Here is a 26335-nt window from a genome sequence, read left to right as displayed (position 1 = left end):
CTTTTCTTAAATCGCTGCCGCACCGGCTACGATTTCATTCAATTCATTTGTGATACTTGCTTGACGAGCTTTGTTATACACCAACCGCAGATCATTAATTAAATTACCTGCATTATCAGTTGCTGCTTTCATTGCTACCATTCGAGCCGCTTGTTCTGAAGCTAAATTATCTACAACCGCTTGATAAATTTGGGATTCTAAATAACGAACTAAAAGACTATCTAATAGTACTTTTGGTTCTGGCTCATAAAGATAATCCCAAGTCTGTTGTCTTTCATTTAAATGATCGTCTTTAGATTCTGGTAAAGGAACTAATTGTTGTACAACAGGTTTTTGCGACATCGTATTAACAAATTTATTATATGCAATATAAACTGCATCAATTTCACCATTACGATAAGCATCAAACATTGTATTTGCGACACCAATTAATTCTTCTAGAGCAGGTGTATCACCTAAACCAGAAAGTTGACCTTTGATATTAAATCCAAAGGAACGGAAAAAACTAATCCCTTTTGAACCTATTAAGCCCAAATCTGTAGAGATATTTTGTTCTTTCCAATTTTTGATTTGGTTAAGTGTGGTTTTGAATAAATTAACATTTAAACCACCACACATACCACGATCTGTTGAAATAACCAAGATACCGATTTTCTTCACTTCACGCTCAACTAAGAACGGATGTTTATAACCGACACTTGCTTTAGACACATGACTAATAACGTTACGGATAGTTTCAGAATACGGACGAGATGCAGCCATACGATCCTGCGCTTTACGCATTTTCGAGGTCGCCACCATTTCCATTGCCTTAGTAATTTTTTGTGTACTTTGTACACTGGCAATTTTGGTTTTTATCTCTTTTGCACCTGCCATCTTATCTCTCCGTTACTACCAAGCACTATTCGCTTTAAAACTATCTAAAATACCTTTTAATGTATCTTTGATTTCGTCATTATAGTTACCGGTTTTAGTAAGCTCTTGCATAAACTCAGCGTGATTACGGTTAGAATAATCTAAAAGTGCGGTCTCAAAACTTGCAATTTTTGATAATTCCACGTCATCCAAATAACCAAATTCAACAGCAAACAATACAACTGCTTGTTCTGCAACAGATAATGGAGCAAATTGTTTTTGTTTTAATAATTCAGTTACTTTTTCACCGTGAGAAAGTTGCTTACGAGTCGCATCATCAAGATCTGATGCAAACTGTGCAAATGCTGCTAATTCACGATATTGAGCTAGCGCGGTACGAATACCACCCGCTAATTTCTTGATAACTTTAGTTTGCGCTGAGCCACCAACACGAGATACCGAAATACCTGGGTTTACCGCAGGACGAATACCTGAGTTAAACAAGTTAGATTCTAAGAAGATCTGACCATCGGTAATAGAAATTACGTTGGTTGGAACAAACGCAGATACGTCACCAGCTTGGGTTTCAATAATCGGAAGTGCGGTTAAAGAACCAGTTTTTCCTTTCACTTCACCTTTAGTGAATTTTTCTACATAATCTTCGTTTACACGAGAAGCACGTTCTAGTAAACGAGAATGTAAATAGAACACATCACCTGGATAGGCTTCACGACCTGGTGGACGACGTAATAATAATGAAATTTGACGATAAGCTACAGCTTGTTTTGATAAATCATCATAAACAATTAACGCATCTTCACCACGATCACGGAAATATTCACCCATCGCACAACCAGCATAAGGTGCTAAATATTGTAACGCTGCTGATTCAGATGCAGATGCGGCTACCACGATAGTATTTGCAAGCGCACCATGTTCTTCTAATTTACGCACGACGTTTGCGATAGTAGAGGCTTTTTGACCAATCGCAACATAGATACATTTAATACCAGAATTACGTTGGTTAATAATAGCGTCAATTGCTAACGCAGTTTTACCCGTTTGGCGGTCACCGATGATTAATTCACGTTGACCACGGCCGATTGGCACCATTGAGTCAACGGCTTTATAACCGGTTTGAACAGGTTGATCAACAGAACGACGATCGATAACACCTGGCGCAATCACTTCTACTGGTGAGAAACCATCATTTTCAATTTCGCCTTTACCATCGATTGGTTGACCAAGCGTATTAACTACACGACCTAATAAACCGCGACCAACTGGTACTTCAAGAATACGACCTGTACATTGAACTTCCATACCTTCCGCTAAATCTGCGTAAGGTCCCATAACTACAGCACCAACAGAATCGCGTTCAAGGTTAAGTGCCATCGCATAACGATTACCTGGTAAGGCGATCATTTCACCTTGCATCACATCGCTTAAACCGTGGATGCGAATAATACCATCGCTTACAGAAACAATTGTCCCTGTATTACGCGCTTCACTGACCACGTCGAATTGAGCGATGCGTTTTTTAATCAATTCACTAATTTCAGTTGAATTTAGTTGCATCTTGTATTCCTCTTATAATTGCAACTCGTTTGCGAGACGAGTAAGTTGCCCACGGCTACTTCCGTCAATCACAAAGTCTTCAGTACGAACAATCACACCAGCAATAAGTGCGTTATCCACGTTGCAATTTAATTTCACTTTGCGAGCTAATCTTTTTTCCATTGCAGCTGCAATTTTTTCGATTTGTGTTGCATTCAATGGTTGCGCAGACGTTACTTCAACTTCTGCAATAGCTTGGTGCTCCTCTACGTGATGTTTAAATTCTTCAAACACCGCAGGAATAGCACTCAAACGCTTATTTTCAGCCATTAACCGAATAAGATTTTGCCCATATTGATCCAATTGTTCGCCACAAATAGAAATTACTATATCAGCTAATTTCTGTGCAGAAAGAGAACTACTTAAGTAAGCTTTTACCGTTTCATCTTCAGCTACGGCTGCAGCAAAACCTAACATTTCAGTCCATTTTTCGACCGCACTTTGTTCAATGGCAAAGTCGAATGCAGCTTTTGCATAAGGGCGAGCTATTGTAGTTAATTCTGACATAAGCTAAGCCTCTTATAACTCTGCAACTAATTTATCAATAATGTCATTGTTTGCCGCTTCATCAATAGAACGACCCACAATTTTCTCAGCACCAGCCACTGCCAATGAAGCCACTTTAAGACGTAATTCTTCTTGAACACGTTTACGTTCAGCTTCTACTTCTGCATAACCTTGAGCAATAATTTTTGCTTTTAGTTCTTCGGCCTCTGCCTTCACTTCGTCTAATACTTCATTGCGACGTTTATTCGCTGCATCTAAAATGTCTTGAGCTTGTACTTTTGCAGCTGAAAGTTCTTGTTCAACAAGATTTTTCGTATCTGCTTGCTCTTTTTTAGCTGCTTCAGCTGACGCTAAAGCATTCGCAATTTGGCTTTGACGTGTTTCAATCGCATTAATAATTGGTGGCCAAACAAACTTCACACAGAACCATACAAAAATAATAAAGGCGATGGTTTGACCAATTAATGTTGCATTAATATTCACAACATACCTCCTTCGTTAATTAGGAAATTTGTTGTTTATTAACCTAATAATGCAGCAAATGGATTTGCGAATGCGAAGTATAAACCGATACCTACCGCGATCATTGCAATCGCATCAAGAAGACCTGCAACAATAAACATCTTGGTAAGTAGTGAATTAGCTAATTCAGGCTGACGAGCGGCAGATTCAAGGTATTTACCGCCAAGAAGACCGAAGCCAATCGCAGTACCTAACGCAGCAAAAGCAAGCATAATCGCAGAGGCAATGATTGTTGCACTAATTACAGTTTCCATAAATTTTCTCCGTTGTTGAGAGTTGAGTTGTTAAATAAAAAATAAAAATTAATGTTCCGCTTTATTATATGCAATACTCAGATAAACCACAGTAAGCATCATAAAGACGAAGGCTTGTAATGCGATGACCAAAATATGGAAAATAGCCCATACCAACTGCAATGGCACACCCAGTGCAGCCACAAACGCATTGGCTGAATACATCACGGCAATCAAAATAAAGATCAGCTCACCAGCATACATATTTCCGAATAAACGAAGTGCTAATGAAACGGGCTTTGAGATCAACGTCACGGATTCAAGAAGAAGATTAACAGGGATAAACGCCCAATGATTGAAAGGGTGTAGAGTGTATTCTTTGGCGAGACCTTTAACACCCTTAGATTTAATCGTATAAAAAAGGATCAGCACAAATACTGAAATCGACATTGCAAATGTCATATTCATATCCGTAGTGGGCACAGCTCGTACAGGAATATGATGATCACCTGTAATAATAGCAAACAACTGAGGAATATAATCCACAGGTACCAAATCAATAGTATTCATAATCATCACCCATACGAAAATAGTTAAAGCCAACGGCGCTACCACATCTCGTTTACCGTGATAATTTTCTTTTACCACACCATCAATCCATTCTACAGCCATTTCAACAGCACATTGTAGTTTACCTGGTACGCCTATTGTTGCTTTTTTAGCCACTTTACGAAAAATAGCTAAGAAAAGGAGACCGCATAATACAGAGAAGAAAAACGTATCAAGATTAAACGTCCAAAAACCTTCGCCCGTTGTAAGATAAGTTAAATGGTGTTGGATATATTCAATTGAAGTTTGTCCAGACATAATCGATCCTTTGTTCTGAAGAAGAATAACCCAAAGTTAAATTTTATTGAGAATAAGTGGAATAATATTATTCAGCACTAATGCCAATAAAAAACCAACAAAAAACGCAATAAAATTGACAACGAATAACCATTTAATGGCAATAATGATAAAAACCATCGTTAAAACAAACTTTATTGCTTCAGCACGATAAAGTGCTGTCAGTTTTGTTGAAAAATTTTGTTTTCTGTAAAAAATGATAAATATGAATGTACAAAAAGGTAAAAAGGCACTTAAAAAACCGTAGCCAAAATCTACCGCACTTTGGCGTTGCCATCCATAAATAAGCAAATAAAAAACTACAAGCAAAAGACTCTCAATAACAATAGCTTTTCTGTAGTTTTTTTTAGCGTGAGATAAAATGTACGACATCACTTTTACAAAATAATTTTAGCCCGCCGATTATACCTTTGCTGGCTTTAGATTCAACTTAAAAACACATAAAAAGTGTTATATAAATCACACTTTTAGAAAATTTTTTACAAATTTGTAACTATTTAACGCAAAATGATTAAATGTCGCTCACCTATAAGTTCAGGAACATGTAATTCAATCACTTCTTGAATAGTATATTTTTCATTCAATTCATTAATTTCATCTTCCTGATAAATACCTTTTAATGCATAAAAATATCCATTTTCTTTTGGTAAATGATGACACCAATCTGTCATATCTTTTAATGAAGCAAAAGCACGACTTAATACACCGTCGAATTTTTGTTCAGGTTGGTATTCTTCTACTCGACTTAAAACAGGGGTTACATTAGTTAGTCCAAGCTCACGTATAGCATTTCGAATGAAGCTAATACGTTTACCTAAACTATCAAGGAGGACAAATTGTTTGGAAGGATTAATAATTGCCAAAGGTAAACCGGGCAAGCCAGGGCCTGTACCAACATCGATGAAACGATCGCCTTGTAAATAAGGGCTTACAACAAGACTATCTAAAATATGTTTGACTAACATTTCTTGTGGATCACGTACAGAGGTTAAGTTATAAGCTTTATTCCACTTATGAAGTAATTGCACCAACTGAATTAGTTGATTTTTTTGTAGATCTGTTAATTGAATTTCTGCTTGAGCGAGTAAATTTTCGAGTTTTGCTTTCATTTTTCTATCTATCTTGTCTGTTTGTCGTCATTCTACTTGAAAGTGCGGTTAAAATCCTTAGTGTTTTTATTTCAGCAAAAATTTAGCCTACTAATTACATTTTTTTTATTTGTAATATAAAAAAATGCGGTGAAAATTCACCGCACTTTTACTTTCAAATTACTTTCAAACACAGAAAATCTTATTCCCCACGCTTTAACATCCCTTGTTTTTTCAAATTCACCAGAATAATTGAAATTGCTGCAGGGGTGATGCCTGAAATTCGGCTTGCTTGACCAATGGAAACAGGACGATGCTGTTCCAACTTCGCACGTACTTCATTAGATAAACCGGAAACTTTACTATAATCAAAGTTAGGCGGAATTGCCGTATTTTCGTGGCGTTTTTGTTTTTCAATTTCTTCTTGTTGATGCTCAATATAGCCTTGATATTTAATCGCTATTTCCACTTGTTCTACGGCTTCTCTGTCTTCCATTGCTGGTTTGTATGGCGTTAAAGAAGTTAAAATATCGTAGGTTATTTCTGGACGGCGTAATAAATCTTCACCGCTAGCTTCACGCACAAGTGGGCTACCAAGCACTTTATTCGCTTCTTCTAAATATTCAGAGCGCGGATGTAACCAAATGCTGCGTAAGCGCTGGCGTTCTTGCTCAATATTTTCCATTTTTTGATTAAAGCGCGCCCAACGAGCCTCATCGATTAGACCTAATTCATGGGCAATTGGCGTTAAACGAATATCGGCATTATCTTCACGTAATAACAAACGGTATTCTGCACGAGAAGTAAATACGCGATATGGTTCTTTGGTACCAAGTGTGCAAAGGTCATCCACCAATACGCCAGTATAAGATTGATCACGACGTGGATACCATGCATCTTTCTCTTGTACGTAAAGGCCAGCATTAATCCCCGCCAATAAGCCTTGTGCTGCCGCTTCTTCATAACCAGTAGTACCGTTAATTTGACCCGCAAAGAATAAACCTGAAATAGCTTTTGTTTCTAATGTTGGTTTTAAATCACGTGGATCAAAATAATCGTATTCAATGGCATAGCCTGGTTTAACAATACGTGCATTTTCTAAACCTTTCATGGAATTAACAATACCCATTTGCACGTCAAACGGCAAACTGGTAGAAATCCCGTTTGGATACACTTCGTTACTGGTTAAGCCTTCTGGTTCCAAATAGATTTGATGTGAATTACGATCCGCAAAACGCATCACTTTATCTTCAATGGATGGACAATAACGTGGACCGATTCCTTCAATCACACCGGTATACATTGGACTGCGATCCAAATTATTACGGATCACTTCATGAGTTTGTTCATTAGTGTGGGTGATATAACAAGGAATTTGTTGAGGGTGATCAGAAATAGATCCCATAAAAGAAAACACAGGTAAAACTGCATCACCATGTTGTTTAGCTAAAATATCAAAATTGATCGTACGCGCATCAATACGTGGTGGTGTACCTGTTTTAAGGCGATCTACACGTAATCCGAGATCTCTTAATCGATGTGAAAGATTTACAGAAGCAGGATCTCCAGCACGACCACCTTCATAATTTTCCAAACCAATATGAATTTTACCAGCTAAGAAAGTGCCCGCAGTTAATACCACTGATTTAGCACGAAAAATTAATCCCATTTTTGTGCTAACGCCTGTAACTTGATCTTGCTCAATTAGAATATCGGTGGCTTCTTGTTGGAAAATATCTAAATTGGGTTGATTTTCTAATGCTGTACGAACAGCTTGACGATATAGAACTCTGTCAGATTGAGCTCGAGTAGCACGCACTGCTGGGCCTTTACTGCTATTTAAAGTACGAAATTGAATCCCTGCTTTATCTGCAGCATGAGCCATTAAACCGCCCATTGCATCTACTTCTTTTACTAAATGACCTTTACCGATCCCACCAATTGCAGGGTTACAAGACATTTGTCCTAAAGTATCTACATTATGCGTTAATAAAAGGGTTTTTAACCCCATTCGAGCTGGTGCAAGCGCGGCTTCTGTACCCGCATGACCACCACCGATCACAATCACATCATAAGTTTCAGTGTAAAACATATCTATCTCTATATTATTCGGATCAAAAAATTGGTGTTATTTTACAGAAATTTAAAACACCTGACAAAAAAAGAATGGATCTATTGATCCTTTGAAAGATCACGTTTGTATTAGTAAATAAGATCTCTTTTTATATATAAAGATCTTATTATTGTTACTATTAAGATCCTTTGCGGTTGTGAGTAACCTTATTCGATCCTTACGGAAGCTGGTGTTATAGGATCTAAAGATCTTGTGAAAATGCGATCATTTTCTTTAAAAATCTTGTGTGTAAAATGGAAAGTTATTAACAACTTTATTTTTTCTCAAAGTTACCAAGTGAGTAAAAACAGTTTTATGACAGATTATTTATGAGTTATCCACAGATAAAAATGAATTTTTATTAAAATCTCTATAATTTAGCTTTTTTTAAATAATTAATTTTATTAAATGTAAGTTTTATGATTTGACTTTGTAGTTACTACAGGTTTTATGCTTCTTTCAAATCAAATCAAATCAAATAGTTAAGGAAATAAAATGAAAGAAGTTTCTCTAGTAAAAAATTATACTCCTAAAGAATATCAGCAGCATGCATCTTGCCCTCATAGTCAAATTTCTAAAAATAAAATGGTATTAGGCATCAGTTTTGCAATTATTACCTTTTATATGGTTGTTGAATTTCTAGGGGGATATTGGTTTAACAGCCTTACTTTGATGGCTGATGCTGGGCATATGGCAAATGATAGTTTATCTATTTTTTTAGCATGGATTGGGTTATTTTTAAGTCTAAAATGGCAAAAATGGTTAGCTTTAATCAATGGAATTTCATTAGTTTGGGTCGCTATTTGGATTTTTATTGAGGCTGTAACACGTTGGCAGGCTCCGATAGAAATAGCCGCTTTGCCAATGTTAGGTGTAGCTTTACTAGGGTTTGGGATTAATTTGTTGGTAGCTTTTATAATGCTAAAAAGTAATAGCCATAATTTGAATATTCGTGCAGCATATTTGCATGTTTTAGTAGATTTATTTGGTTCGGTTGTTGCTATTATTGCAGGAATAAGTGCTTGGTGGTTAAATTGGCAGTGGGTTGATGTAGTTGCTAGTGGTATCTTAAGTATTTTTGTATTACACAGCGGTATTTCTACAGTTTTTCAAGCTATTAAATCCTTATATAGCAGCGATGACAATTCATTGCCGAATGATCATTCTTATTAAAGTAAAAAATTGCTTGAGGAAATAATGAAAATTAATGAATTAAGTAAATCTACACATACTAATATTGAAACTATTCGCTACTATGAGAAACAAGGAGTATTACCTCCACCTAAGCGATTGGCTAATGGTTATCGATTTTATGATGAAGAGAGTATAGAGCAATTAAACTTTATTAAAAAATGTCGAATGTTGGGCTTCTCTTTAGAGAATATTCGGGAACTCAATCGTATTAGATTTAGTACGAAAGATCATTATCAAGCAGATCAATTAGTACTTAATCAGCTTATTCAAGTAGAAAATAAAATATCTCAATTATTAGAAATTAAAGCTTTTTTGCAGTCTATTGTTACCGAAAATGAACATAATGAAGAAGAATGTAAAGCAATAGAAGGGTTGAAAAGCGAATGCAATTTGTAAAAGAAAGAAGATAGATTCATGAAAATACTTAAAAATTTGACCGCACTTTAGAAGAAAAAATGCCATCTAAATTTTAGATATTTAGGCGGCATTTTATTTTTCTAATTATTATTTAGATAAATCAATTTGATATACAGCAAATCCAACTTCATCTGTACCCACTTGTTTCATTGAATACTGTGCTTTTTCTTTGATGAATTGAGCTGCTTGTTCGCTTGGTGAGGTTTCAAAACGAACATCTAATTTATCGTTACCTGTGATAGGCACAAAACGCCAGTTTTTATCCGCGCTAGGGTTTACAGAACCTTCTTTTTCACTGGTTACTTTAATGTAATCAGCTAAAATTTGACGGTTTTCATCTGGCGATGCGTAAACAATATGTTGATCGCCAGTGCCTGGGAATTTATTACCGTAAGCACGATAGTTATTCGTTGCAATCAAAAATTCTGCTTTTGGATCAACTGGTTTGCCTTGATAAGTAAGGTTCACTACACGATGCGATTCTGGGTTAATTAATTTACATTCGCCATCGTAACGAGCAGGTTTGGTTAGATCGTATTCATAATTAACACCATCAATCACATCAAAGTTATAAGTGCGGAAACCTTCCCAGTCGATTAATGATTGTGGTTTATCACTTGTAGGGTCAATTTGTTTAAACATACCAGCACTACATTCTAACCATTCTTTTAATTGTTCGCCCGTGGCTTTTACAACCACTAATGTATTTGGATAGAGATATAAGTCCGCAGCGTTACGGAAAGTTAATTCACCTTTATTTACTTCGGTATAACCTGTTGGGTCATTTTTACGACCACCCGCTTTAAATGGTGCGCCTGCACTTAAAATAGGTAAGCCAGCCATTGCTGCAACACTTGGTGCAACTTTTTCTACATAGGCTTTTTGTGCTTGGTTCACAATTTGAATGGTTGGATCATCTTGCACTAATGCAAGATAGCTGTACATATTATCTGTTGCTTTACCAATAGGTTGAGAAACAAATTTACGTGTCGCTTCGTGAACTGGTTTTAAAAGTGCGGTAATTTCTGGGTCATTTTCTGCAAGCGCTTTTTTATTTTCTGCATCATAGATTGGACGAAGAACTGCTTTTCCAGAGGTAACAATCCATTTACCTTTGTGTTCTGTTAATCCTAAATCTACCACGCTGATATTATTTGCCCAGTAACCAGCCATACTTTCTGGTACGCCTTTTACTGTACCATTTACGATGTCTGCATTTGGTGATTTCGAAAATTCTTTATTTGGGAATAAACGGTGTGAGTGACCAAAAATGACGGCATCAATATGTGGAACATCAGCTAGATAGAATGCTGAGTTTTCGGCACCTTCTTGATAAGGTTCATCTGATGGGCCTGTGTGAGCTAATGCAACGACAATATATGCCCCTTTTTTCTTCATTTCAGGTACATATTTTTGTGCTGTTTTTACAATATCACGGGTTTCAACTTTGCCTTGAAGGTTCGCTTTATCCCAAACCATAATTTGCGGTGGCACAAAACCGATGTAACCAATTTTTAATTTATGTGTTTTACCTTGATTATCAATAACTGATTTTTCTTGAATGACATAAGGTGTGAAATAAGGTTCTTCAGTTCCGACTTTTACTACGTTGGCATTTACAATTGGGAATTTAGCTTGTTTGATACAGTCAGCTAAATAATCTAAGCCATAGTTAAACTCATGGTTACCTAATGTTCCTACTTCATAATGCATTGCATTTAAGCAATCCACCGCAGGGTTAGATTTGCCTTCTTTATAGCCTTGTGCAGCTTGATAATCAGCAATAGGGTTACCTTGAATTAAATCCCCGTTATCAACCAATACGCTATTTTTTACTTCGGCACGTGCTTGACGAATAAGGCTGGCTGCACGAGTAAAACCGAATTTTTCGGTTGGTGCGTCTTTGTAATAATCAAAGTCTGTTAAAAAGCTGTGAACGTCAGTAGTAGCAACAATACGTAAATCTACATCATGTTTACCTTTTGCTGTTGCAAAACGGCTTGCACTTAATGCAAGAATACTGCTTGCACCGATTTGAATAAAATGACGTCTGTTAATCATTGAGTTTTCCTTATAAGGTGGGTAGAGATTGCCTTTATTCTAAGAAAAATAGAGGATTCTTAAAAGAAAGGAGTAAAAATATTTTTATTTAATTAAGCTAATAATCTTTGTACTAAAGAAGTATAAATATTAACCCCAGTAAGTAATTGATTTTCATCAAAATCGAATTCAGCTTCATGATGACCTGCTGTGCGATCTGCACCAAGAATGAAGTAAATAGCTTTGCCCCCATGTTCTTGTACACGTCTACCTAAAATAGTCGCATCTTCACTTGCATTGAAAGCATAATCTGAATTTACGTTATTTATTTGTGGTTGTTCAAGGGATATTTCTTCGATGAGTTTTATAAGTTCAACATCATTATTCATATCCACGGCTTCACCTACAATTTCAGTTTCATATGCGACATCAAAACTTATGGAGATACCTTTGGCTATTTGCATGACTTGTTCAGTCATGTATTCATTAATTGCTTTATTTTCTCCCCGCACTTCTAATTGTAATTCAGCAGAGGATGGAATGACATTTCGTCCTTCACCCGCTTTTAGCACCCCAACATTAATTCTTGTCATGCCTTCACCATGGCGTGCAATACCATGAAGTTGAGTGACTGTATGTGCTGCAGCTAATAAAGCATTACGACCTAAATGGGGCGCAGCACCTGCATGTGCAGGTTTACCTTTATAGCGAATATCAATTTTTGTAGTGGAAAGAAAATTTCTTGGATTAGCAATAACTGTGCCTGTATTCGCGCAAAAACTAATGTGTGAAGAAGCAAAATAATCTGCATCATCAATTATGCCACTTTGTGCAATGGCTGCTGCACCCCGAACACCTTCTTCTGCTGGTTGGAATACAATTTTTACTTTTCCAGTGAGTTTATCTTTGTTCTGAGCGATCCATAATGCAACGCCTAAACCTATTGTAATATGTGAATCATGTCCACAAGCATGCATAAATCCATCGTTAATTGAGGCAAAACCTTCTTTATTTGGAATATGCTCTGGTGAGCGAGTTTCCGTTACATTCACACAGTCTATGTCAAAACGTAATGCAATAGTTTTTCCTGGTTTGCCTGAATCAAATAATGCCACACAACCAGTGTACCCTTCCATTTTTTTGAGCCATTTTTCATTCGCTCCATAGGCTTTTGCATTAGCTAAACCTTTATCTACTACAGCTTGTTTTCGTCCACGAACAAAGTCTGGATTTATAATTTGTTTGCCAAGAAAAATTTCAAAACAACCTAAGTCTTCCAAGTAATCCGCAATGCGAGAAGTTGTCCAAAATTCACTCCAACCAATTTCTGGAAAACGATGAAATTCACGACGCCATTTAACAAGTTTATTTAAATCTAAGTTCATTTTTTTTTCCTCTAAAAGTCTATAAAAACAGACCGCACTTAAATAAAGTGCGGTCAATTTTTTACTATTTTTACAACATAAATAATGCTAAGAATAAAACAGCAAGTATCATGCCTGGTGCGGTACGTTTTACCATTTCTACTGGGCTTACCATCGCAAGTCCTGCACAAACAATAGTTACACCTGCAATTGGTGAAGCTGTGCGACCGATTGCACCGGCAATCGCTGCTGCCATACCAAGATTTACGTGAGTGTAGCCGAGTTCTACAGCATGTGGTGTGACAGCACTGTTAAAGGCAATGGCTGCTGCATCGCCAGAGCCTGTAATTAAGCCCATTAAGAATGGTCCAATTGTTGCACCCCAACGTACAAATTCGTTGGATTCTTTTAAGAAAGAAATTGCAGCATCCACTGCGCCCGTAGATTTTAATCCTGCCACAAATACACTGGCTGCAATGATGATACCAAGTACGTTTGCATAAGAATTTCCCATACCATTGAAAAATTCTTCAGTGATTTTTACTGGGGAAATACGAGTGACGATAATGCCGTAAATTGCACCAATCAGCATCGCTTGAGGCACACCCATTTTAGTCCATTCAAGACCCGGTACTTGTTGTAATGATGTTCCACCAATCACTAAAATAACTAATGGTATTAATGGTGCAAGGGCATAAAGTACATTGACGCCTTCAACAACTTTTATTTCACTTTCTTTTTGTTCTGCAAGATAAGCTTGGCGATGTTGTTCACCATAATCTTTAAAAACAAGCGCAAGAATTGTTAAAACAACAGCACCTATTGCTCCCGCAATCATATTATATGGCGCATGAGAAAGGTTTACTTGAGCGATAGTTAAGCCTGACATTTCACTAATCATTGCAGAATGAGAAGAACCTGGGCTCATCATTGATCCAAAAGTCCCTGCTAAAATAGCGGCGCCAGCAGTAGCTGGTCGAACACCCGCACTTTTTAATACAGGAATTAATGTTGCGCCAACTGCAGCTGCACAACCAGCAGCAGAAGGAATAGCAATATTGATGAAAAAGGTGATGACTGTTGCAATCGGAATTAAGAAGAATTTTAATCCGCTTAATGGTTTGGTAAGTAAATGCACTAGATGAGTATCACATTGAGTGTATTTCATTACATAAGCAAAACCCATACTAGAACAGATGGCCATAATTAATCCGCCAGATGTCATGCTTTTGGCAAAATCATCTAATGCGCCCATTGGATTAAGCGTCAGAATGGACATAATTAAGCCGACACCAATCAAAACGGTTCGGGTTTCGGCTTTTTTTATCAGAAAATAAATTGTGGCAATAATGCCAACCACAGCAACGATGGATTTAAATAATTCCATTATATGTTCCTTTTAAGTTAATAAGAAAAAGTTGTATTGATGTCAAATGTGCCACATTCCATATTTTCACTGAAGCACAAAATAGGATTTTCACCCAACACAGTTGCCATTTCATTTTGTATATGAAGCGCAGAACCTTCAGGTAATGCATATACAAATGCAGTTGGATTAACGAGTAAAAATTCTGCCAAACGTTCTTCTCGGCTTTCACCATTATGACCTTGCATTTTACCTGAAATAAAGTGCGGATTAATTTGATGAGGAAAAAGTTGTAATGCTTGAAATGAAGGAGGATAAGTAATCGGCATATCATTAGTTGTCATAATAGATGCGCCAGCTACATTGGCCCCAGCACTCCAACCAAAATAAGGCGTACCGTTATTTACTTTTTCACGAATGATATCAATCAAATTGTGTTCATAAAGCTGTTTTAACAAACAAAATGTATTCCCGCCGCCAATAGCGATGACATCTGCTTGTTCAATGATATCTCGATGCTGTTTACCATGATGAACGGAAACAATATTCATCCCTAAATCAGAAAGTGCATTTTGCACAGTTTTTTCATATTCATCAAAAGTGCGGCGTACCCCAGCATAAGGCACAAAAGCAATTGTTTTACCATGATAATCAGCCAAGAAATTTTGTAACCAATGTACAGTGTGTTCAAGATAACCTGTGTTCTTGTATTTTGAGCTACTGAGCAGTAGCATGTTTTTCATATTTATAATCCTTTTTAGGGATGAAAAGTTATTTCTATTATGCCGAAGCTAAAAACAAAATCCAGCATAAAAGCTGGATTTTTATAAAGGCAACTCAGTTGTTGATTTAACTGTTTTTAGTGTAACTTCAGATTTTAAGGTTTTAATGCCAAGCCTGGAATTAAGATAGGTGTTTTTGATGTAATTAAATTGATCAAGATCGGATACATTGAGTTTCAATAAGAAATCAAAGCTACCAGCCATAAAATGGCATTCGGTAATTTGAGGGATTAATTTCACTTCAAAAATAAACCGCTCTTTTAATTCAGGGTCTTCTTCAAAGAAAGAGCCTAATGCATAAACGATGAGATTACAGTTTACTTTTTTAGGATTTAATAAGGCTACATAGTTATCAATTACGCCACTTTCTTCCAAGTGATTCACTCGACGTAAACAAGCTGAATTGGAGAGACCAATTTCGTTGGCCAGTTCATTATTTTGTAATCGACCATTTCGTTGTAATGCTTTAAGAATTCGAGTATCGATATTATCGAAACATTTTTTAAGCATAGTAAATCCTTTTTATACTAACAAAAAAGATAACTTATTATAAAAGAAACCGCCTAGAAAAACTGTGATCTAGGCGGCAATTTGACTAATTAGTTAAACACTATATAAAGATACTTGTACTACTAATAAAATGGAACCAATTAGCAATAAGCATCCAATCATTGGCATGACGAATTTAACCCATCTATCAAATGGAATATGCAACATTTGGAGTGTCACTAATACTAATCCTGTCGGTGCTAAGAATAGCATTGCATATTGTCCCCAGTTGTAAGCGGAAACCACGATATCGCGTGGAATGCCTACTGAATCAGCAAGTGGTGCCATAATTGGCATTGAAAGTACAGCTAAACCAGAAGAAGACGGTACGATTAAACCTAGGAAAATAAATACGACTAATTGACCTAAGATGAATACGCTACCTGGCATACCACTAACTACATTAGACATATAATCAAGGATAGTGTCAGAAATCATACCTTGTTCGAGCACTAAGTTTACGCCACGAGCAAGACCGATGATTAACGATACGCCTACTAATTCTGATGCACCTTCTGTGAAGGATTCCACAATATCTTTTTCAGACAAGCCACTGATAAACATAATAATGATAGTAATGGCAAGGAAAGATGCAGCCATTTGAGGGAACCACCATCCGCCAACCATTACACCCCAAATCATAATAGGGAATGCAATACAGAAAAGCGTTAAGATTAATTTGCGACGAGCTGAGAATTCGATAGTTGTGTTCGGATCAAAGTTTTTCATATAACGTTGACGGAATTCTTCGCGATCGTCGTAAGTATAAGAAAAACTTGGGTCAGCTTTGATTTTTTTACAGTACCAATAAAGATATGCGATTACGCAAGTTGCCCCTAAAACTAAACCTAGAGCACGGAAACCAATACCTTCAGTAAATTGAATACCAGCCGCATTTGATGCAATAACAACGGAGAATGGGTTAATTGTAGAGAATGCAGTTCCCATAGATGAAGCAAGGAATATAGCCCCTACGCAGACTATCGCATCGTATCCCAGAGCCAAGAATACTGGCACCAGAATCGGATAGAATGCTACCGCTTCCTCTTCAATACCGCATGTTGTGCCGCCTAACACCATTAAGACGGATACGCTGAATACAATAAAAAACTCATTACCTTTGGTTTTTTTCGCGAGAGCCATCAACCCAGCATTAAAAGAACCAGTACGGTTAATGACACCAATCATCCCTCCCAATACGAAGATAAAGACCATGACATCAACAGCTTCAATGGTGCCTTCTACCATACTTTTTGTGATGTCTTCAATGCCTTTGTGGTGTTGTTCTACACGTTGATAGGTACCAGGAATAGCGATTGGTTTTTTGATCACGCCTTCGGTGAAGTTGGAGAGTTTAATTTTGATATTGAGATTATCAAGAGTGTCTGTTGTGGCGGGATAAGTTTTATCATCAACGCCGTAAGCTTTGACTACAAAAACATTATCAGTGGAGTTATATGTTAATTTTGAATATGAACCGGATGGAATAACCCAGGTTAATCCAACAGCGAGAATTAATATTGCAAATAAAATGGTAAACGCTGATGGGAAATTAAACGTTTTCTTCTTTTTGGACGCATCCATAGCGAGCTCCTTATATTTAACGTTTAAAGTGCGGTTGGTAAAAACATCGGTTAAACCGACCGCACTTTTTACTTTGAGAATGATTTCTCAAAGTTCTTTTATTATTTAAGCATAATAGGATATGCCTTCAGCTTTTTTCGTAATACGAGTACCAGCTTTTCCTTTCACAATGTCCACAATATCAGATAAAGAGCCTATTACGGCATCTTTTCCAGTTTGTTTCGCAAAGTTAATTGCTGCTTGTACTTTCGGCCCCATGGAACCTGCAGCAAAACCAAGTTCTGAAATGGCTTCAGGTGATGCGACAGAAATTGCTTTTTGAGTTGGTTTACCCCAATCTACGAAAGTTGCAGAAACGTCAGTTGCGATGATAAATAAATCAGCGTCAAGATTTTCTGCAAGTAAAGCTGAACATAAATCTTTGTCGATAACAGCTTCAACACCTTGTAAATTATGATGTTCATCATAATAGGTCGGAATGCCACCGCCACCTGCACAAATTACGATACTGCCTTTTTCAAGCAACCATTTGACTGGACGAATTTCAAAAATACGTTTTGGTAATGGGCTTGGCACAACGCGACGATATTTATCACCATCTTGTGCGATAGACCAATTTTTTTCTTTTGCCAAACGTTCAGCTTCTTCTTTCGTATAAACAGGGCCAATTGGTTTAGTTGGATTTTTAAAAGCTGGGTCGTTGATATCAACTTCTACTTGAGATAATAAAGTTGCAAATGGCACTTCAAATGGAACTAAATTACCGAGTTCTTGTTGAATCATATAACCAATCATTCCTACTGACTCTGCACCTAATACATCTAAAGGATAGGTTGGCACATCAGTATAGGCAGCGCCTTGTAAGGCGAGCAAACCCACTTGTGGGCCATTACCATGTGCTATCACTAATTCATTATTTGGCCAAATTTTAGCAATTTGCTCACAAGCAATGCGAACATTTTGTCGTTGATTTTCGGCTGTTAGCGGCTCTCCGCGTCGTAATAACGCATTACCGCCTAATGCAATCACTATTCTCATACGTTCTCCTTATGCCAAACTTGCTACCATTACCGCTTTAATTGTGTGCATACGGTTTTCTGCTTGTTCAAATGCAATGTTCATTGGAGATTCAAATACGTCTTCAGTTACTTCAATACCATTCGCTAATTCAGGATATTTTTCAGCAATTTGACGACCAACTTTGGTTTCACTGTTATGGAAGGCAGGTAAGCAGTGCATAAATTTCACTTTTGGATTACCAGTGCGTTTCATTAATTCAGGTGTGACTTGATAAGGAAGTAATAATTTAATGCGTTCGCCCCAAGTTTCTAATGGTTCACCCATTGAAACCCACACATCAGTATGGACAAAATCTACACCTTTCACCGCTTTGTCGATATCTTCAGTTACGGTAATACGAGCACCACTTTCTTTAGCAAATTTTTCGCACATTTCAACAAGGCCTGCTTCTGGTAATAAAGCTTTAGGTCCACAAATACGAACATCCATACCTAATTTTGCACCAATTAATAAAAGTGAATTACCCATGTTATTGCGTGCATCTCCAATATATACATAGCTAATTTCGCTTAATGGTTTGTCGCAATGTTCAATCATGGTAAGTACGTCGGCAAGCATTTGTGTTGGGTGGAATTCATCGGTTAAACCATTGAATACTGGCACACCAGCATAATCAGCAAGTTCTTGAACGATACTTTGTTTAAAGCCACGATATTCAATACCATCATACATTCTGCCTAATACGCGGGCGGTATCTTTCATACTTTCTTTGTGGCCAATTTGGGAGGAGTTAGGGTCGATGTAGGTGACTTGTGCGCCTTGGTCATAAGCGGCGACTTCAAATGCACAGCGTGTGCGGGTGGAGGTTTTTTCAAAGATGAGCGCGATATTTTTGCCTTTTAATTTTTGTTGTTCTGTGCCTGCATATTTGGCTCGTTTCAAATCTCGGGAGAGATCTAAGAGATATTTAATTTCACGTTCTGTGTGATGAACAAGACTAAGTAAATGTCTGTTTTTCATATTGAAAGCCATAATAATCTCCTTGTGTTTTGACTATCCATTGGGGAATAAACATACATCATTCGAGATACTGCTTGTTGTTCGAACAGTTGCATTATAAGAGAAATAAAATGAAATTTGTTATCGTTTTTCAACTGGTAATGCCAATATATGAAATTTTATTGCGTAGTTTTTAGTATTGTTAGAATTTGTGTTCTTTCAAATAAAAATAGATTAATTCGTTATTGGTATTAACTTAATCTAGATCAAACAAATTCTAATTAATCAAAATTTCCTTTTGTATCTGCTAGAAAAAAGGTTTTATCATTCTTTTATAAATCTGAGTGATTTTATCGGGTTTATAACGAAACTTTCTATTCTAATCAAAAGGACTTAATTATGTACTGCGTACAATGCGAACAAACAATGCGCACACCCGTGGGTAACGGTTGTAGTTACTCTCAAGGAATGTGTGGTAAAACTGCGGAAACTTCTGATTTACAAGACCTTCTTGTTGCAACTCTGCAAAGCTTATCTGCTTGGGCTATTCAAGCGAGAGATTTAGCTATTATCGATAATGAAATTGATGCTTTTACGGCACAAGCATTTTTCTCTACCTTGACTAATGTAAACTTTGATTCTCAACGTATAGTTGAATATGCGCAACAAGCCATCACTTATCGTGATAATTTAATAAAACGTTGCCGCGCACTAAATCCAAGTATTGATATAAACCATCCATTAGCTCATTTACAGCTTGAAGGTGCAACGATTTCTGATTTAACAAAACAAGCTGCGAATTTTGCCCTAAATTCTGACCGCACTTTAATTGGGGAAGAAGTACATGGCGTGCGTATGCTTTGTTTATACGGTTTAAAAGGTGCGGCTGCTTATATGGAACATGCCCATGTTTTAGGTAAATTTGATAATGAGGTATATCGTCAATTCCATGAGTTTATGGCGTGGTTAGGAACAAATCCAAGCGATCTAAATGAATTGTTAGAAAAGGCGCTTGGCATCGGTAATATGAATTTTCAAGTAATGAGTTTATTAGATGCGGGTGAAACAGAAGCATTTGGTCATCCTGTTCCCGCAACGGTAAATGTGAAGCCTGTAGCAGGAAAATGTATTTTAATTTCTGGTCATGATTTAAAAGATTTAAAAGCACTTTTAGAACAAACGGAAGGTACAGGGATAAATATTTACACTCATGGTGAAATGTTACCTGCGCATGGTTACCCAGAATTGAAAAAATATAACCATTTAGTTGGTAACTATGGAAGTGGCTGGCAAAATCAGCAGAAAGAATTTGCTAAATTCCCAGGTCCTGTAATCATGACCTCTAACTGTATTATTGATCCTAATGTTGGTAATTACGCAGATCGTATTTATACCCGTAGTATTGTGGGCTGGCCTGGTGTAACGCACATTGAAGATCGTGATTTCAGTCAAGTTATCGCGAAAGCACAAGAAATGGCAGGATTCCCTTATGATGAATTAGAACACAAAATTACCGTTGGGTTTGGTCGTCAAACTTTATTAGATGCTTCAGATGCAGTGATTAATCTTGTTGCAGGTGGAAAATTACGCCATGTTTTCTTAGTGGGCGGTTGTGATGGTAGCAAAGGTGAACGTAGCTATTACACTGATTTCGCTCGTCAAGTACCAGAAGATTGTGCGATTTTAACTTTAGGTTGTGGTAAATATCGTTTTAATAAATTGGATTTTGGCGCTATTGATGGGTTACCTCGCTTGTTAGATGTTGGGCAATGTAATGATGCGTATTCTGCGATAATGCTTGCTGTAAATCTTTCACAAAAACTGGGTATTGGCGTTAACGAATTGCCATTAACACTTGTGCTTTCTTGGTTTGAGCAAAAAGCTATTGTTATTTTGCTTACCTTATTGGCGTTAGGTGTTAAAAATATCTATACAGGGCCGACAGCTCCCGCATTTTTAAATGATAATGTGATGGCATTATTAAATGAAAAATTTGGTTTGCGCGGTTTGACTACGCCTGAACAAGATATGGCAGAAGCTTTAGCTAAATAACATTTCATAGAAAAGTGCGGTCGATTTTTTAATTTGTAGTATTAGTTTTATAAACATTTTAAAAATTCACCGCACTTTTTTCTATCTTCAAAGAGAAAATTCTATGTCAAATAATCAGAATCCGTTGTGTTATAACGAAATGCAGGTGCATTCTATTCATCAGGAAACTGATGATGTCTATACAATTGAATTAATAGCACAAGATTTTTACCCTTATGAGCCTGGCCAGTATGCTTTAGTCAGTATTCGTAATACACCAAATATTGTACGAGCTTATACGCTATCGTCTACGCCAGGAATGAGCCGTTTTGTTACTTTAACCGTTCGTCGTATTAAAAATGGAGTTGGTTCTAATTGGATTACATCCGAAATTAAAGAAGGTGATCAAATTTGGCTATCTGATCCAATGGGTAAATTTACCTGTACCCGCATCGTAAGTGATCGATATTTGCTTGTGGCTGGTGGATGTGGCGTTACGCCAATCATGTCTATGACTCGCTGGTTATTAAAAAATAAACCTGGTGTAGATGTGGTTGTATTCTATAGTGTCCATTCGCCTAAAGATGTTATTTTTAAACGAGAATGGGCATTACTAAAAGAACAATTTCCACAGTTAAAACTATTTATTAATGCTTCTGTTGATGCGAATGATGGCTTTATAGCTGGACGTTTAAATAGTCAAATGTTATCTGACTTTGTACCCAATATAGCTGATTATACGGTGTTGACTTGTGGCCCTGAAAGTTATATGAGTGATTTACGTGCGATGACAGAATCCCTTGGTATCCCATCTGAGCGTTTCTTTTTGGAGCAATTTCATTCTTCAGCAGAAAATTGTATGTTAGATAATAGTAAACAAGTGACGCTTTCTATTACTAATCCTGTACCTCAAACTTTTTCTGTACCTGTTGGAAAAACCTTGTTAGCTGCTTTGGAAGAACATAAAGCACCGATTATTGCCGCCTGTAGAGAAGGTATTTGTGGTTCTTGTAAAACTTTAGTGGTGAGTGGTGATTATGAAGTGAGCTCAAACGGACCGCTGACAGAAGATGAAATTAAACAAGGTTATGTTTTAGCGTGCTGCTGTCAAATGAAAGGAAATATGTCAGTTGATTTAATGCCTTAATCCTTAATAAAGTGCGGTTATTTTTATTACGGTTTTTATACATTGATCTTAGACAAGGGCTATTTGTATATTTAGTGATATGATAACCGCAAATTATTTTTAGAGGTTTTTATGAATTTACCTTTTCGAGCAATGGTGTCTGATTTAGATGGCACCCTTTTAACTCCTGAACATTTAGTCGGTGATCTTACCATTGATACGCTGACAGCATTAGAGCAAAACGGTGTGGATATAATTTTAGCAACGGGGCGTAACCATACCGATGTGTCATCCATTCTTGGAAAAATTGGTGCGGAACGTGCGGTTATGATTACATCAAATGGTGCTCGTGTACGGGATTTACAGGGTAATTTGCTTTATAGCAATAGCTTGCCTGAAGAATTAGTTCTCGAGCTTTACAAAACGCCATTTGATACTTCTAAAGTATGCATGAATAGCTATCAAGATGAAGGTTGGTTTACTAATAAAGATATCCCTGCAATGCGTCAGTTCCACAAAGAATCTGGATTCGATTATAACGTAGTTGATTTTTCCAAACATCATGGGCGTGGAACAGAAAAAGTCTTTTTTATTGGTAAAACTCCTGAGGATTTAGTTGAAGTAGAAACTTATTTACGAGATAAGTTTGGTGACGTAACGACAATTGTTTATTCAGCATTAGCTTGTTTGGAAGTAATGAATAAGAATGTTTCAAAAGGGGATGCATTAAAACATTTACTCGAATCACGCGAGTATGAGTTAAAAGACTGTATTGCTTTTGGTGATGGAATGAATGATGTAGAAATGCTTTCTTGGTCTGGTAAAGGCTGCATCATGCAAGATGCAGATGCTCGTTTAAAAAAAGCTTGTCCAGAGTTAGAGGTTATTGGCTCAAATAAAGAAGAATCAGTCGCTCGTTATTTGCGAACCCAATTTGGATTAGATTAATTAATGCAGGCATTATTATTCATAAGTTGTGGTGCAATATTAGGTGCGTCATTGCGTTGGGCTATAGGATTGCTATTTAATCCTTTATTTTCTTCGTTTGCTTTTGGGACTTTAATCGCTAATTTGCTTGGTTGTTTAATTATTGGCGTATTACTTGGGCTTTTTTGGCAATTCCCACAAATTAGTACTGAATGGCGGTTATTTTTAATTACCGGTTTTTTAGGATCGCTAACCACATTTTCTTCTTTTTCTTCCGAAGTTGTGGAATTATTTTTTAATGACAAGTGGTTAAATGGATTTTGTGTATTGATGATGCATTTATTCGGATGTTTAGCTATGACTGTGTTGGGCATTTGGATATATAAAATTTGTTCTCAACTTTTACATTAATCCCATTCACTTTGGTTTTTCCCAATTAAATCAGCAAATTCATCGCTACGAAATCCATGTGATAGCATGTATTGCCAAATTTTTTGTTTCATTTTAGGCGTTTGCTGCTCGTTGTAATTTGGGAATTTTTTACGTAACAAGTTCTCAGCCATTTCATACCAATCAATTTCTGATTCCATTAAAACTTCATCAATAATATCAGAAGACACACCTTTTAATTGGAGTAATTCTTTTCGAATTCTTCCCACACCATAACCTTTTTGTGCGCGTGAATTTATATAATTTTCTGAAAAACGACGATCACTTTGCCAATTTTTTGCCTGGCATAAAGATAATGCATCATCAATTTCTTCTTCCGAAAAGTTCTTTTCCTGCATTTTATTGCGGAGCTCGAATTCACTATATTCTCTGCGAGAAAGAAGATTAACTATGTAATTAAAAGCAAGGGATGACAAGGAATGATTCCTTTATTTTTATTGAGTTGATATAAAGTGCGGTTAAAAATGACCGCACTTTTGGCGTTGATGATTTGATTTATTCAAAATCACTTTCTGATTCTGAACTATTTTCAGATTGTTCAATGTCAGCCATTAAAGCTTGTTCTGGATTAGCCACTAATTCTGCGCGTAAACGAGCTTCTAATTCATCTGCTTTTTCTGGATTTTCATTGAGCCATTTCATTGAGTTAGTTTTACCTTGGCCAATTTTTTCTCCATTATAGGCATACCATGCACCTGATTTCTCTACAAGCTTGTGTTTTACACCAAGTTCTAATAACTCACCCGCTTTTGAAATACCTTCACCATAAAGAATTTGGAAATCTACTTGACGGAATGGTGCCGCTAATTTGTTTTTCACTACTTTTACGCGGGTTTCATTCCCAATGATATTTTCACCATCTTTTACAGAACCTGTGCGACGAATATCTAAGCGAACAGAAGAATAGAATTTTAATGCATTACCGCCAGTGGTGGTTTCAGGGTTACCAAACATCACACCTATTTTCATTCGGATTTGGTTAATAAATACAACTAAACAGTTTGCATTTTTAATTTGGCCAGTAAGTTTACGCAAAGCTTGAGACATTAAACGAGCTTGTAGTCCCATATGGGAATCACCCATATCCCCTTCAATTTCAGCTTTTGGTGTCAGTGCGGCAACGGAGTCCACAATGATTACATCAATTGCGCCAGAGCGAACTAATGCATCGCAGATTTCAAGTGCTTGTTCACCATTATCTGGTTGAGAAACAAAAAGTTCTTTTACATCTACCCCAAGTTTTGCTGCATAAATAGGATCAAGGGCGTGTTCTGCATCAATAAATGCACAGGTTTTTCCCGCTTTTTGCGCTTGAGCAATGACGGAAAGAGTTAATGTGGTTTTGCCAGATGATTCAGGCCCGAAAATTTCTACAATTCGTCCCATAGGTAAACCACCAATTCCTAGTGCAACATCTAAGCCAAGTGATCCGGTAGAAATAGATTCTACATCTAACGTTTTAGTATCACCTAACTTCATAATTGAGCCTTTACCAAATTGTTTTTCGATTTGTCCCAATGCTGCAGCTAGTGCTTTTTGTTTTTCTTCTTTAGTCGCCATAAGTGAATTCCTGTTTGAATGTTCAAGTTTTTTGTGATTATATCTGTATTGATGTACAGGTCAAGAAAAATATTCATATTTGGAAAAATATGGGATCTGTATTCCAAAAAAAGCAGATCTAAACCTTAAAATGAGGGGGTTATGATAAAAGCTTGTTAATTGAATTTTTAGGTTAATTTATATACAAAATATAATGGTAAGAAAATTTTTAAATATAGTATATTTATATATAAACCAATTGTTTACATAAAAATAAATTTCAAATTTACGATCAACTTCACAAATCTGAAATTTATCCTTAGTCAGATGAAAAACTTCATGATATAAATCAAATCAGAAGTACTTCTACTAATTCCTTTAAACTACTTATCCATATGAGGTTAATATGAACATAAAAGACGAGCATATAAATAATGTTTGCCTTCTATTAAATCAGTTGGTAGGAAATGTTACCTTTAAAAATCTTTTTACAGGTTACGGTTTGTTTCACAAGGAAGAGACAATGTTTGCCATTTGGCAGAATAAAAAACTTTATCTACGTGGTGAGGATGAACTTGCAATTCAATTAAGTAAATTAGGCTGTGAACCGTTTACAACAAATGAGTTGAATAAGAGATTTGTACTTTCTCAATATTATGCACTTTCAGATCAGGTGATGCGTAATAATATGTTGTGTAGAAAGTTGATTATTCTTTCTATTCAGCAAATTCGCAATCAGAAGTTAGATCGTACTTTAAGAAAGCTAAATAGATTAAAGGATTTACCCAATTTAACTATCAAGCACGAAAGAGCGCTAATAAAAGTTGGCATTACTGATGTTGCTATGCTAAGAGAAATTGGTGCAGAAAATGCATTGGTAGAATTAAAGAAAAGCGGTAGCGGAGCAACTTTAGATTTTTATTGGAAGTTAGTATGTGCTTTGCAAAATAAAAATAGTCAATTTTTAAGTCAATCGGAAAAAGAGCGTTTATTAAAGAAATTAAACGAAATTTTGAGAAAGAATGGTTTGAAAGGCTATAGAAAATTAGATGACGAATAAAATTTGTTCATTCAAATAATTTTTTGCAAAAAGTACTTGCAAGGGT

The 26335-nt window shown here is 36.5% G+C and carries 26 protein-coding genes; 7 read left to right on the top strand and 19 right to left on the bottom strand.

Translation table 11 applies throughout. The features are described from left to right. Nucleotides 1–6: 6 nt before the first annotated feature. The 9 genes from atpG to mnmG all read right to left on the bottom strand — a co-directional run bounded on the left by atpG (nt 7) and on the right by mnmG (nt 7820). Complete coding sequence (gene atpG, locus A8M50_RS08450; RefSeq protein WP_005635308.1) at nt 7–876, bottom strand: F0F1 ATP synthase subunit gamma; 870 nt, start codon at nt 874–876, stop codon at nt 7–9. A gap of 15 nt (nt 877–891) precedes the next feature. Continuing rightward, on the bottom strand, nt 892–2433 hold the full coding sequence (gene atpA, locus A8M50_RS08445; RefSeq protein WP_005629241.1) for a F0F1 ATP synthase subunit alpha: 1542 nt from the start codon (nt 2431–2433) through the stop codon (nt 892–894). Nucleotides 2434–2445: 12 nt separating this feature from the next. Continuing rightward, on the bottom strand, nt 2446–2979 hold the full coding sequence (atpH, locus tag A8M50_RS08440; protein ID WP_005644147.1) for a F0F1 ATP synthase subunit delta: 534 nt from the start codon (nt 2977–2979) through the stop codon (nt 2446–2448). A gap of 12 nt (nt 2980–2991) precedes the next feature. Beyond that, nucleotides 2992–3462 (bottom strand): F0F1 ATP synthase subunit B, encoded by a 471-nt coding sequence (gene atpF / locus A8M50_RS08435; RefSeq protein ID WP_005638363.1) that lies wholly within the window; start codon nt 3460–3462, stop codon nt 2992–2994. A gap of 38 nt (nt 3463–3500) precedes the next feature. Beyond that, nucleotides 3501–3755 carry a F0F1 ATP synthase subunit C gene (gene atpE / locus A8M50_RS08430; RefSeq protein WP_005632219.1) on the bottom strand — a complete coding sequence of 85 codons (255 nt, stop codon included), beginning with the start codon at nt 3753–3755 and terminating at the stop codon, nt 3501–3503. 48 nt (nt 3756–3803) lie between these two features. After that, nucleotides 3804–4601 (bottom strand): F0F1 ATP synthase subunit A, encoded by a 798-nt coding sequence (gene atpB / locus A8M50_RS08425; RefSeq protein WP_005635314.1) that lies wholly within the window; start codon nt 4599–4601, stop codon nt 3804–3806. 36 nt (nt 4602–4637) lie between these two features. Next, entirely contained in the window at nt 4638–5012 is a 375-nt protein-coding gene (locus tag A8M50_RS08420; protein ID WP_005638359.1) for an ATP synthase subunit I, read from the bottom strand. Nucleotides 5013–5137: 125 nt separating this feature from the next. Then, nucleotides 5138–5749 (bottom strand): 16S rRNA (guanine(527)-N(7))-methyltransferase RsmG, encoded by a 612-nt coding sequence (gene rsmG / locus A8M50_RS08415; RefSeq protein WP_005644237.1) that lies wholly within the window; start codon nt 5747–5749, stop codon nt 5138–5140. A 181-nt stretch (nt 5750–5930) separates the two neighbouring features. Beyond that, complete coding sequence (gene mnmG / locus A8M50_RS08410) at nt 5931–7820, bottom strand: tRNA uridine-5-carboxymethylaminomethyl(34) synthesis enzyme MnmG (protein WP_005644038.1); 1890 nt, start codon at nt 7818–7820, stop codon at nt 5931–5933. 516 nt (nt 7821–8336) lie between these two features. Between mnmG and A8M50_RS08405 the strand changes: the two genes are divergently transcribed. Together A8M50_RS08405 and A8M50_RS08400 are read left to right on the top strand one after the other, a co-directional pair. Continuing rightward, entirely contained in the window at nt 8337–9014 is a 678-nt protein-coding gene (locus A8M50_RS08405) for a cation diffusion facilitator family transporter (RefSeq protein ID WP_005644065.1), read from the top strand. A 24-nt stretch (nt 9015–9038) separates the two neighbouring features. Next, on the top strand, nt 9039–9431 hold the full coding sequence (locus tag A8M50_RS08400) for a MerR family transcriptional regulator (protein WP_005644187.1): 393 nt from the start codon (nt 9039–9041) through the stop codon (nt 9429–9431). Between the two features lie 108 nt (nt 9432–9539). Here A8M50_RS08400 and cpdB read toward each other — a convergent pair whose 3' ends face one another. From cpdB to A8M50_RS08360, 8 genes are all read right to left on the bottom strand, one after another. Next, complete coding sequence (gene cpdB / locus A8M50_RS08395) at nt 9540–11513, bottom strand: 2',3'-cyclic-nucleotide 2'-phosphodiesterase (RefSeq protein ID WP_005644164.1); 1974 nt, start codon at nt 11511–11513, stop codon at nt 9540–9542. Between the two features lie 92 nt (nt 11514–11605). Beyond that, complete coding sequence (locus A8M50_RS08390) at nt 11606–12877, bottom strand: M20 family metallo-hydrolase (protein ID WP_032826462.1); 1272 nt, start codon at nt 12875–12877, stop codon at nt 11606–11608. A 70-nt stretch (nt 12878–12947) separates the two neighbouring features. Beyond that, nucleotides 12948–14243 (bottom strand): C4-dicarboxylate transporter DcuC, encoded by a 1296-nt coding sequence (dcuC, locus tag A8M50_RS08385; RefSeq protein ID WP_005644209.1) that lies wholly within the window; start codon nt 14241–14243, stop codon nt 12948–12950. Between the two features lie 17 nt (nt 14244–14260). Continuing rightward, nucleotides 14261–14965, bottom strand: a complete 705-nt coding sequence (gene pepE / locus A8M50_RS08380) for a dipeptidase PepE (RefSeq protein ID WP_005644234.1) — start codon at nt 14963–14965, stop codon at nt 14261–14263. 81 nt (nt 14966–15046) lie between these two features. Then, nucleotides 15047–15514 carry an Lrp/AsnC family transcriptional regulator gene (locus A8M50_RS08375; RefSeq protein WP_005644158.1) on the bottom strand — a complete coding sequence of 156 codons (468 nt, stop codon included), beginning with the start codon at nt 15512–15514 and terminating at the stop codon, nt 15047–15049. Nucleotides 15515–15607: 93 nt separating this feature from the next. After that, nucleotides 15608–17137, bottom strand: a complete 1530-nt coding sequence (locus A8M50_RS08370; RefSeq protein WP_005644136.1) for a YfcC family protein — start codon at nt 17135–17137, stop codon at nt 15608–15610. 105 nt (nt 17138–17242) lie between these two features. After that, nucleotides 17243–18175 carry a carbamate kinase gene (gene arcC / locus A8M50_RS08365; protein WP_005627271.1) on the bottom strand — a complete coding sequence of 311 codons (933 nt, stop codon included), beginning with the start codon at nt 18173–18175 and terminating at the stop codon, nt 17243–17245. 9 nt (nt 18176–18184) lie between these two features. Beyond that, entirely contained in the window at nt 18185–19189 is a 1005-nt protein-coding gene (locus A8M50_RS08360) for an ornithine carbamoyltransferase (RefSeq protein ID WP_005644072.1), read from the bottom strand. Between the two features lie 366 nt (nt 19190–19555). Between A8M50_RS08360 and hcp the strand changes: the two genes are divergently transcribed. The 4 genes from hcp (at nt 19556) to crcB (ending at nt 23651) form a co-directional block, all read left to right on the top strand. Continuing rightward, on the top strand, nt 19556–21208 hold the full coding sequence (gene hcp, locus A8M50_RS08355; protein ID WP_005644113.1) for a hydroxylamine reductase: 1653 nt from the start codon (nt 19556–19558) through the stop codon (nt 21206–21208). A gap of 103 nt (nt 21209–21311) precedes the next feature. Then, nucleotides 21312–22334, top strand: coding sequence for an NADH oxidoreductase (hcr, locus tag A8M50_RS08350; protein ID WP_005644052.1), 1023 nt, complete (start codon nt 21312–21314; stop codon nt 22332–22334). Nucleotides 22335–22445: 111 nt separating this feature from the next. Further along, nucleotides 22446–23261, top strand: a complete 816-nt coding sequence (locus A8M50_RS08345; RefSeq protein WP_005644045.1) for a Cof-type HAD-IIB family hydrolase — start codon at nt 22446–22448, stop codon at nt 23259–23261. Between the two features lie 3 nt (nt 23262–23264). Beyond that, nucleotides 23265–23651, top strand: coding sequence for a fluoride efflux transporter CrcB (crcB, locus tag A8M50_RS08340; protein WP_005644204.1), 387 nt, complete (start codon nt 23265–23267; stop codon nt 23649–23651). Here crcB and recX read toward each other — a convergent pair. Next, nucleotides 23648–24106, bottom strand: a complete 459-nt coding sequence (gene recX / locus A8M50_RS08335; RefSeq protein WP_005644042.1) for a recombination regulator RecX — start codon at nt 24104–24106, stop codon at nt 23648–23650. The genes crcB and recX overlap by 4 nt on opposite strands. 79 nt (nt 24107–24185) lie before the next feature. Then, entirely contained in the window at nt 24186–25250 is a 1065-nt protein-coding gene (recA, locus tag A8M50_RS08330) for a recombinase RecA (RefSeq protein ID WP_005636084.1), read from the bottom strand. A gap of 385 nt (nt 25251–25635) precedes the next feature. Here recA and tfoX point away from each other — a divergent pair, with 385 nt between their 5' ends. Continuing rightward, a complete protein-coding gene (gene tfoX, locus A8M50_RS08325) occupies nt 25636–26289 on the top strand; it encodes a DNA transformation protein TfoX (RefSeq protein WP_075564439.1) in 654 nt (217 codons plus the stop codon). The last annotated feature ends 46 nt before the right edge of the window (nt 26290–26335 follow it).

It is taken from the genome of Haemophilus haemolyticus, assembly GCF_001679045.1.
Classification (GTDB): Bacteria; Pseudomonadota; Gammaproteobacteria; order Enterobacterales; family Pasteurellaceae; genus Haemophilus; species Haemophilus haemolyticus.
Note: the sequence above shows the minus strand (reverse complement) of the source record. Positions and strands in the feature narration are given on the sequence as shown.

What these genes read in the sequence shown, in the direction of transcription:
- atpG (WP_005635308.1), bottom strand. Translation starts at nt 876, where the DNA reads ATGGCAGGTGCAAAAGAGATAAAAACCAAAATTGCCAGTGTACAAAGT.
- atpA (WP_005629241.1), bottom strand. Translation starts at nt 2,433, where the DNA reads ATGCAACTAAATTCAACTGAAATTAGTGAATTGATTAAAAAACGCATC.
- atpH (WP_005644147.1), bottom strand. Translation starts at nt 2,979, where the DNA reads ATGTCAGAATTAACTACAATAGCTCGCCCTTATGCAAAAGCTGCATTC.
- atpE (WP_005632219.1), bottom strand. Translation starts at nt 3,755, where the DNA reads ATGGAAACTGTAATTAGTGCAACAATCATTGCCTCTGCGATTATGCTT.
- atpB (WP_005635314.1), bottom strand. Translation starts at nt 4,601, where the DNA reads ATGTCTGGACAAACTTCAATTGAATATATCCAACACCATTTAACTTAT.
- A8M50_RS08420 (WP_005638359.1), bottom strand. Translation starts at nt 5,012, where the DNA reads ATGTCGTACATTTTATCTCACGCTAAAAAAAACTACAGAAAAGCTATT.
- rsmG (WP_005644237.1), bottom strand. Translation starts at nt 5,749, where the DNA reads ATGAAAGCAAAACTCGAAAATTTACTCGCTCAAGCAGAAATTCAATTA.
- mnmG (WP_005644038.1), bottom strand. Translation starts at nt 7,820, where the DNA reads ATGTTTTACACTGAAACTTATGATGTGATTGTGATCGGTGGTGGTCAT.
- A8M50_RS08405 (WP_005644065.1), top strand. Translation starts at nt 8,337, where the DNA reads ATGAAAGAAGTTTCTCTAGTAAAAAATTATACTCCTAAAGAATATCAG.
- A8M50_RS08400 (WP_005644187.1), top strand. Translation starts at nt 9,039, where the DNA reads ATGAAAATTAATGAATTAAGTAAATCTACACATACTAATATTGAAACT.
- cpdB (WP_005644164.1), bottom strand. Translation starts at nt 11,513, where the DNA reads ATGATTAACAGACGTCATTTTATTCAAATCGGTGCAAGCAGTATTCTT.
- A8M50_RS08390 (WP_032826462.1), bottom strand. Translation starts at nt 12,877, where the DNA reads ATGAACTTAGATTTAAATAAACTTGTTAAATGGCGTCGTGAATTTCAT.
- dcuC (WP_005644209.1), bottom strand. Translation starts at nt 14,243, where the DNA reads ATGGAATTATTTAAATCCATCGTTGCTGTGGTTGGCATTATTGCCACA.
- pepE (WP_005644234.1), bottom strand. Translation starts at nt 14,965, where the DNA reads ATGAAAAACATGCTACTGCTCAGTAGCTCAAAATACAAGAACACAGGT.
- A8M50_RS08375 (WP_005644158.1), bottom strand. Translation starts at nt 15,514, where the DNA reads ATGCTTAAAAAATGTTTCGATAATATCGATACTCGAATTCTTAAAGCA.
- A8M50_RS08370 (WP_005644136.1), bottom strand. Translation starts at nt 17,137, where the DNA reads ATGGATGCGTCCAAAAAGAAGAAAACGTTTAATTTCCCATCAGCGTTT.
- arcC (WP_005627271.1), bottom strand. Translation starts at nt 18,175, where the DNA reads ATGAGAATAGTGATTGCATTAGGCGGTAATGCGTTATTACGACGCGGA.
- A8M50_RS08360 (WP_005644072.1), bottom strand. Translation starts at nt 19,189, where the DNA reads ATGGCTTTCAATATGAAAAACAGACATTTACTTAGTCTTGTTCATCAC.
- hcp (WP_005644113.1), top strand. Translation starts at nt 19,556, where the DNA reads ATGTACTGCGTACAATGCGAACAAACAATGCGCACACCCGTGGGTAAC.
- hcr (WP_005644052.1), top strand. Translation starts at nt 21,312, where the DNA reads ATGTCAAATAATCAGAATCCGTTGTGTTATAACGAAATGCAGGTGCAT.
- A8M50_RS08345 (WP_005644045.1), top strand. Translation starts at nt 22,446, where the DNA reads ATGAATTTACCTTTTCGAGCAATGGTGTCTGATTTAGATGGCACCCTT.
- crcB (WP_005644204.1), top strand. Translation starts at nt 23,265, where the DNA reads ATGCAGGCATTATTATTCATAAGTTGTGGTGCAATATTAGGTGCGTCA.
- recA (WP_005636084.1), bottom strand. Translation starts at nt 25,250, where the DNA reads ATGGCGACTAAAGAAGAAAAACAAAAAGCACTAGCTGCAGCATTGGGA.
- tfoX (WP_075564439.1), top strand. Translation starts at nt 25,636, where the DNA reads ATGAACATAAAAGACGAGCATATAAATAATGTTTGCCTTCTATTAAAT.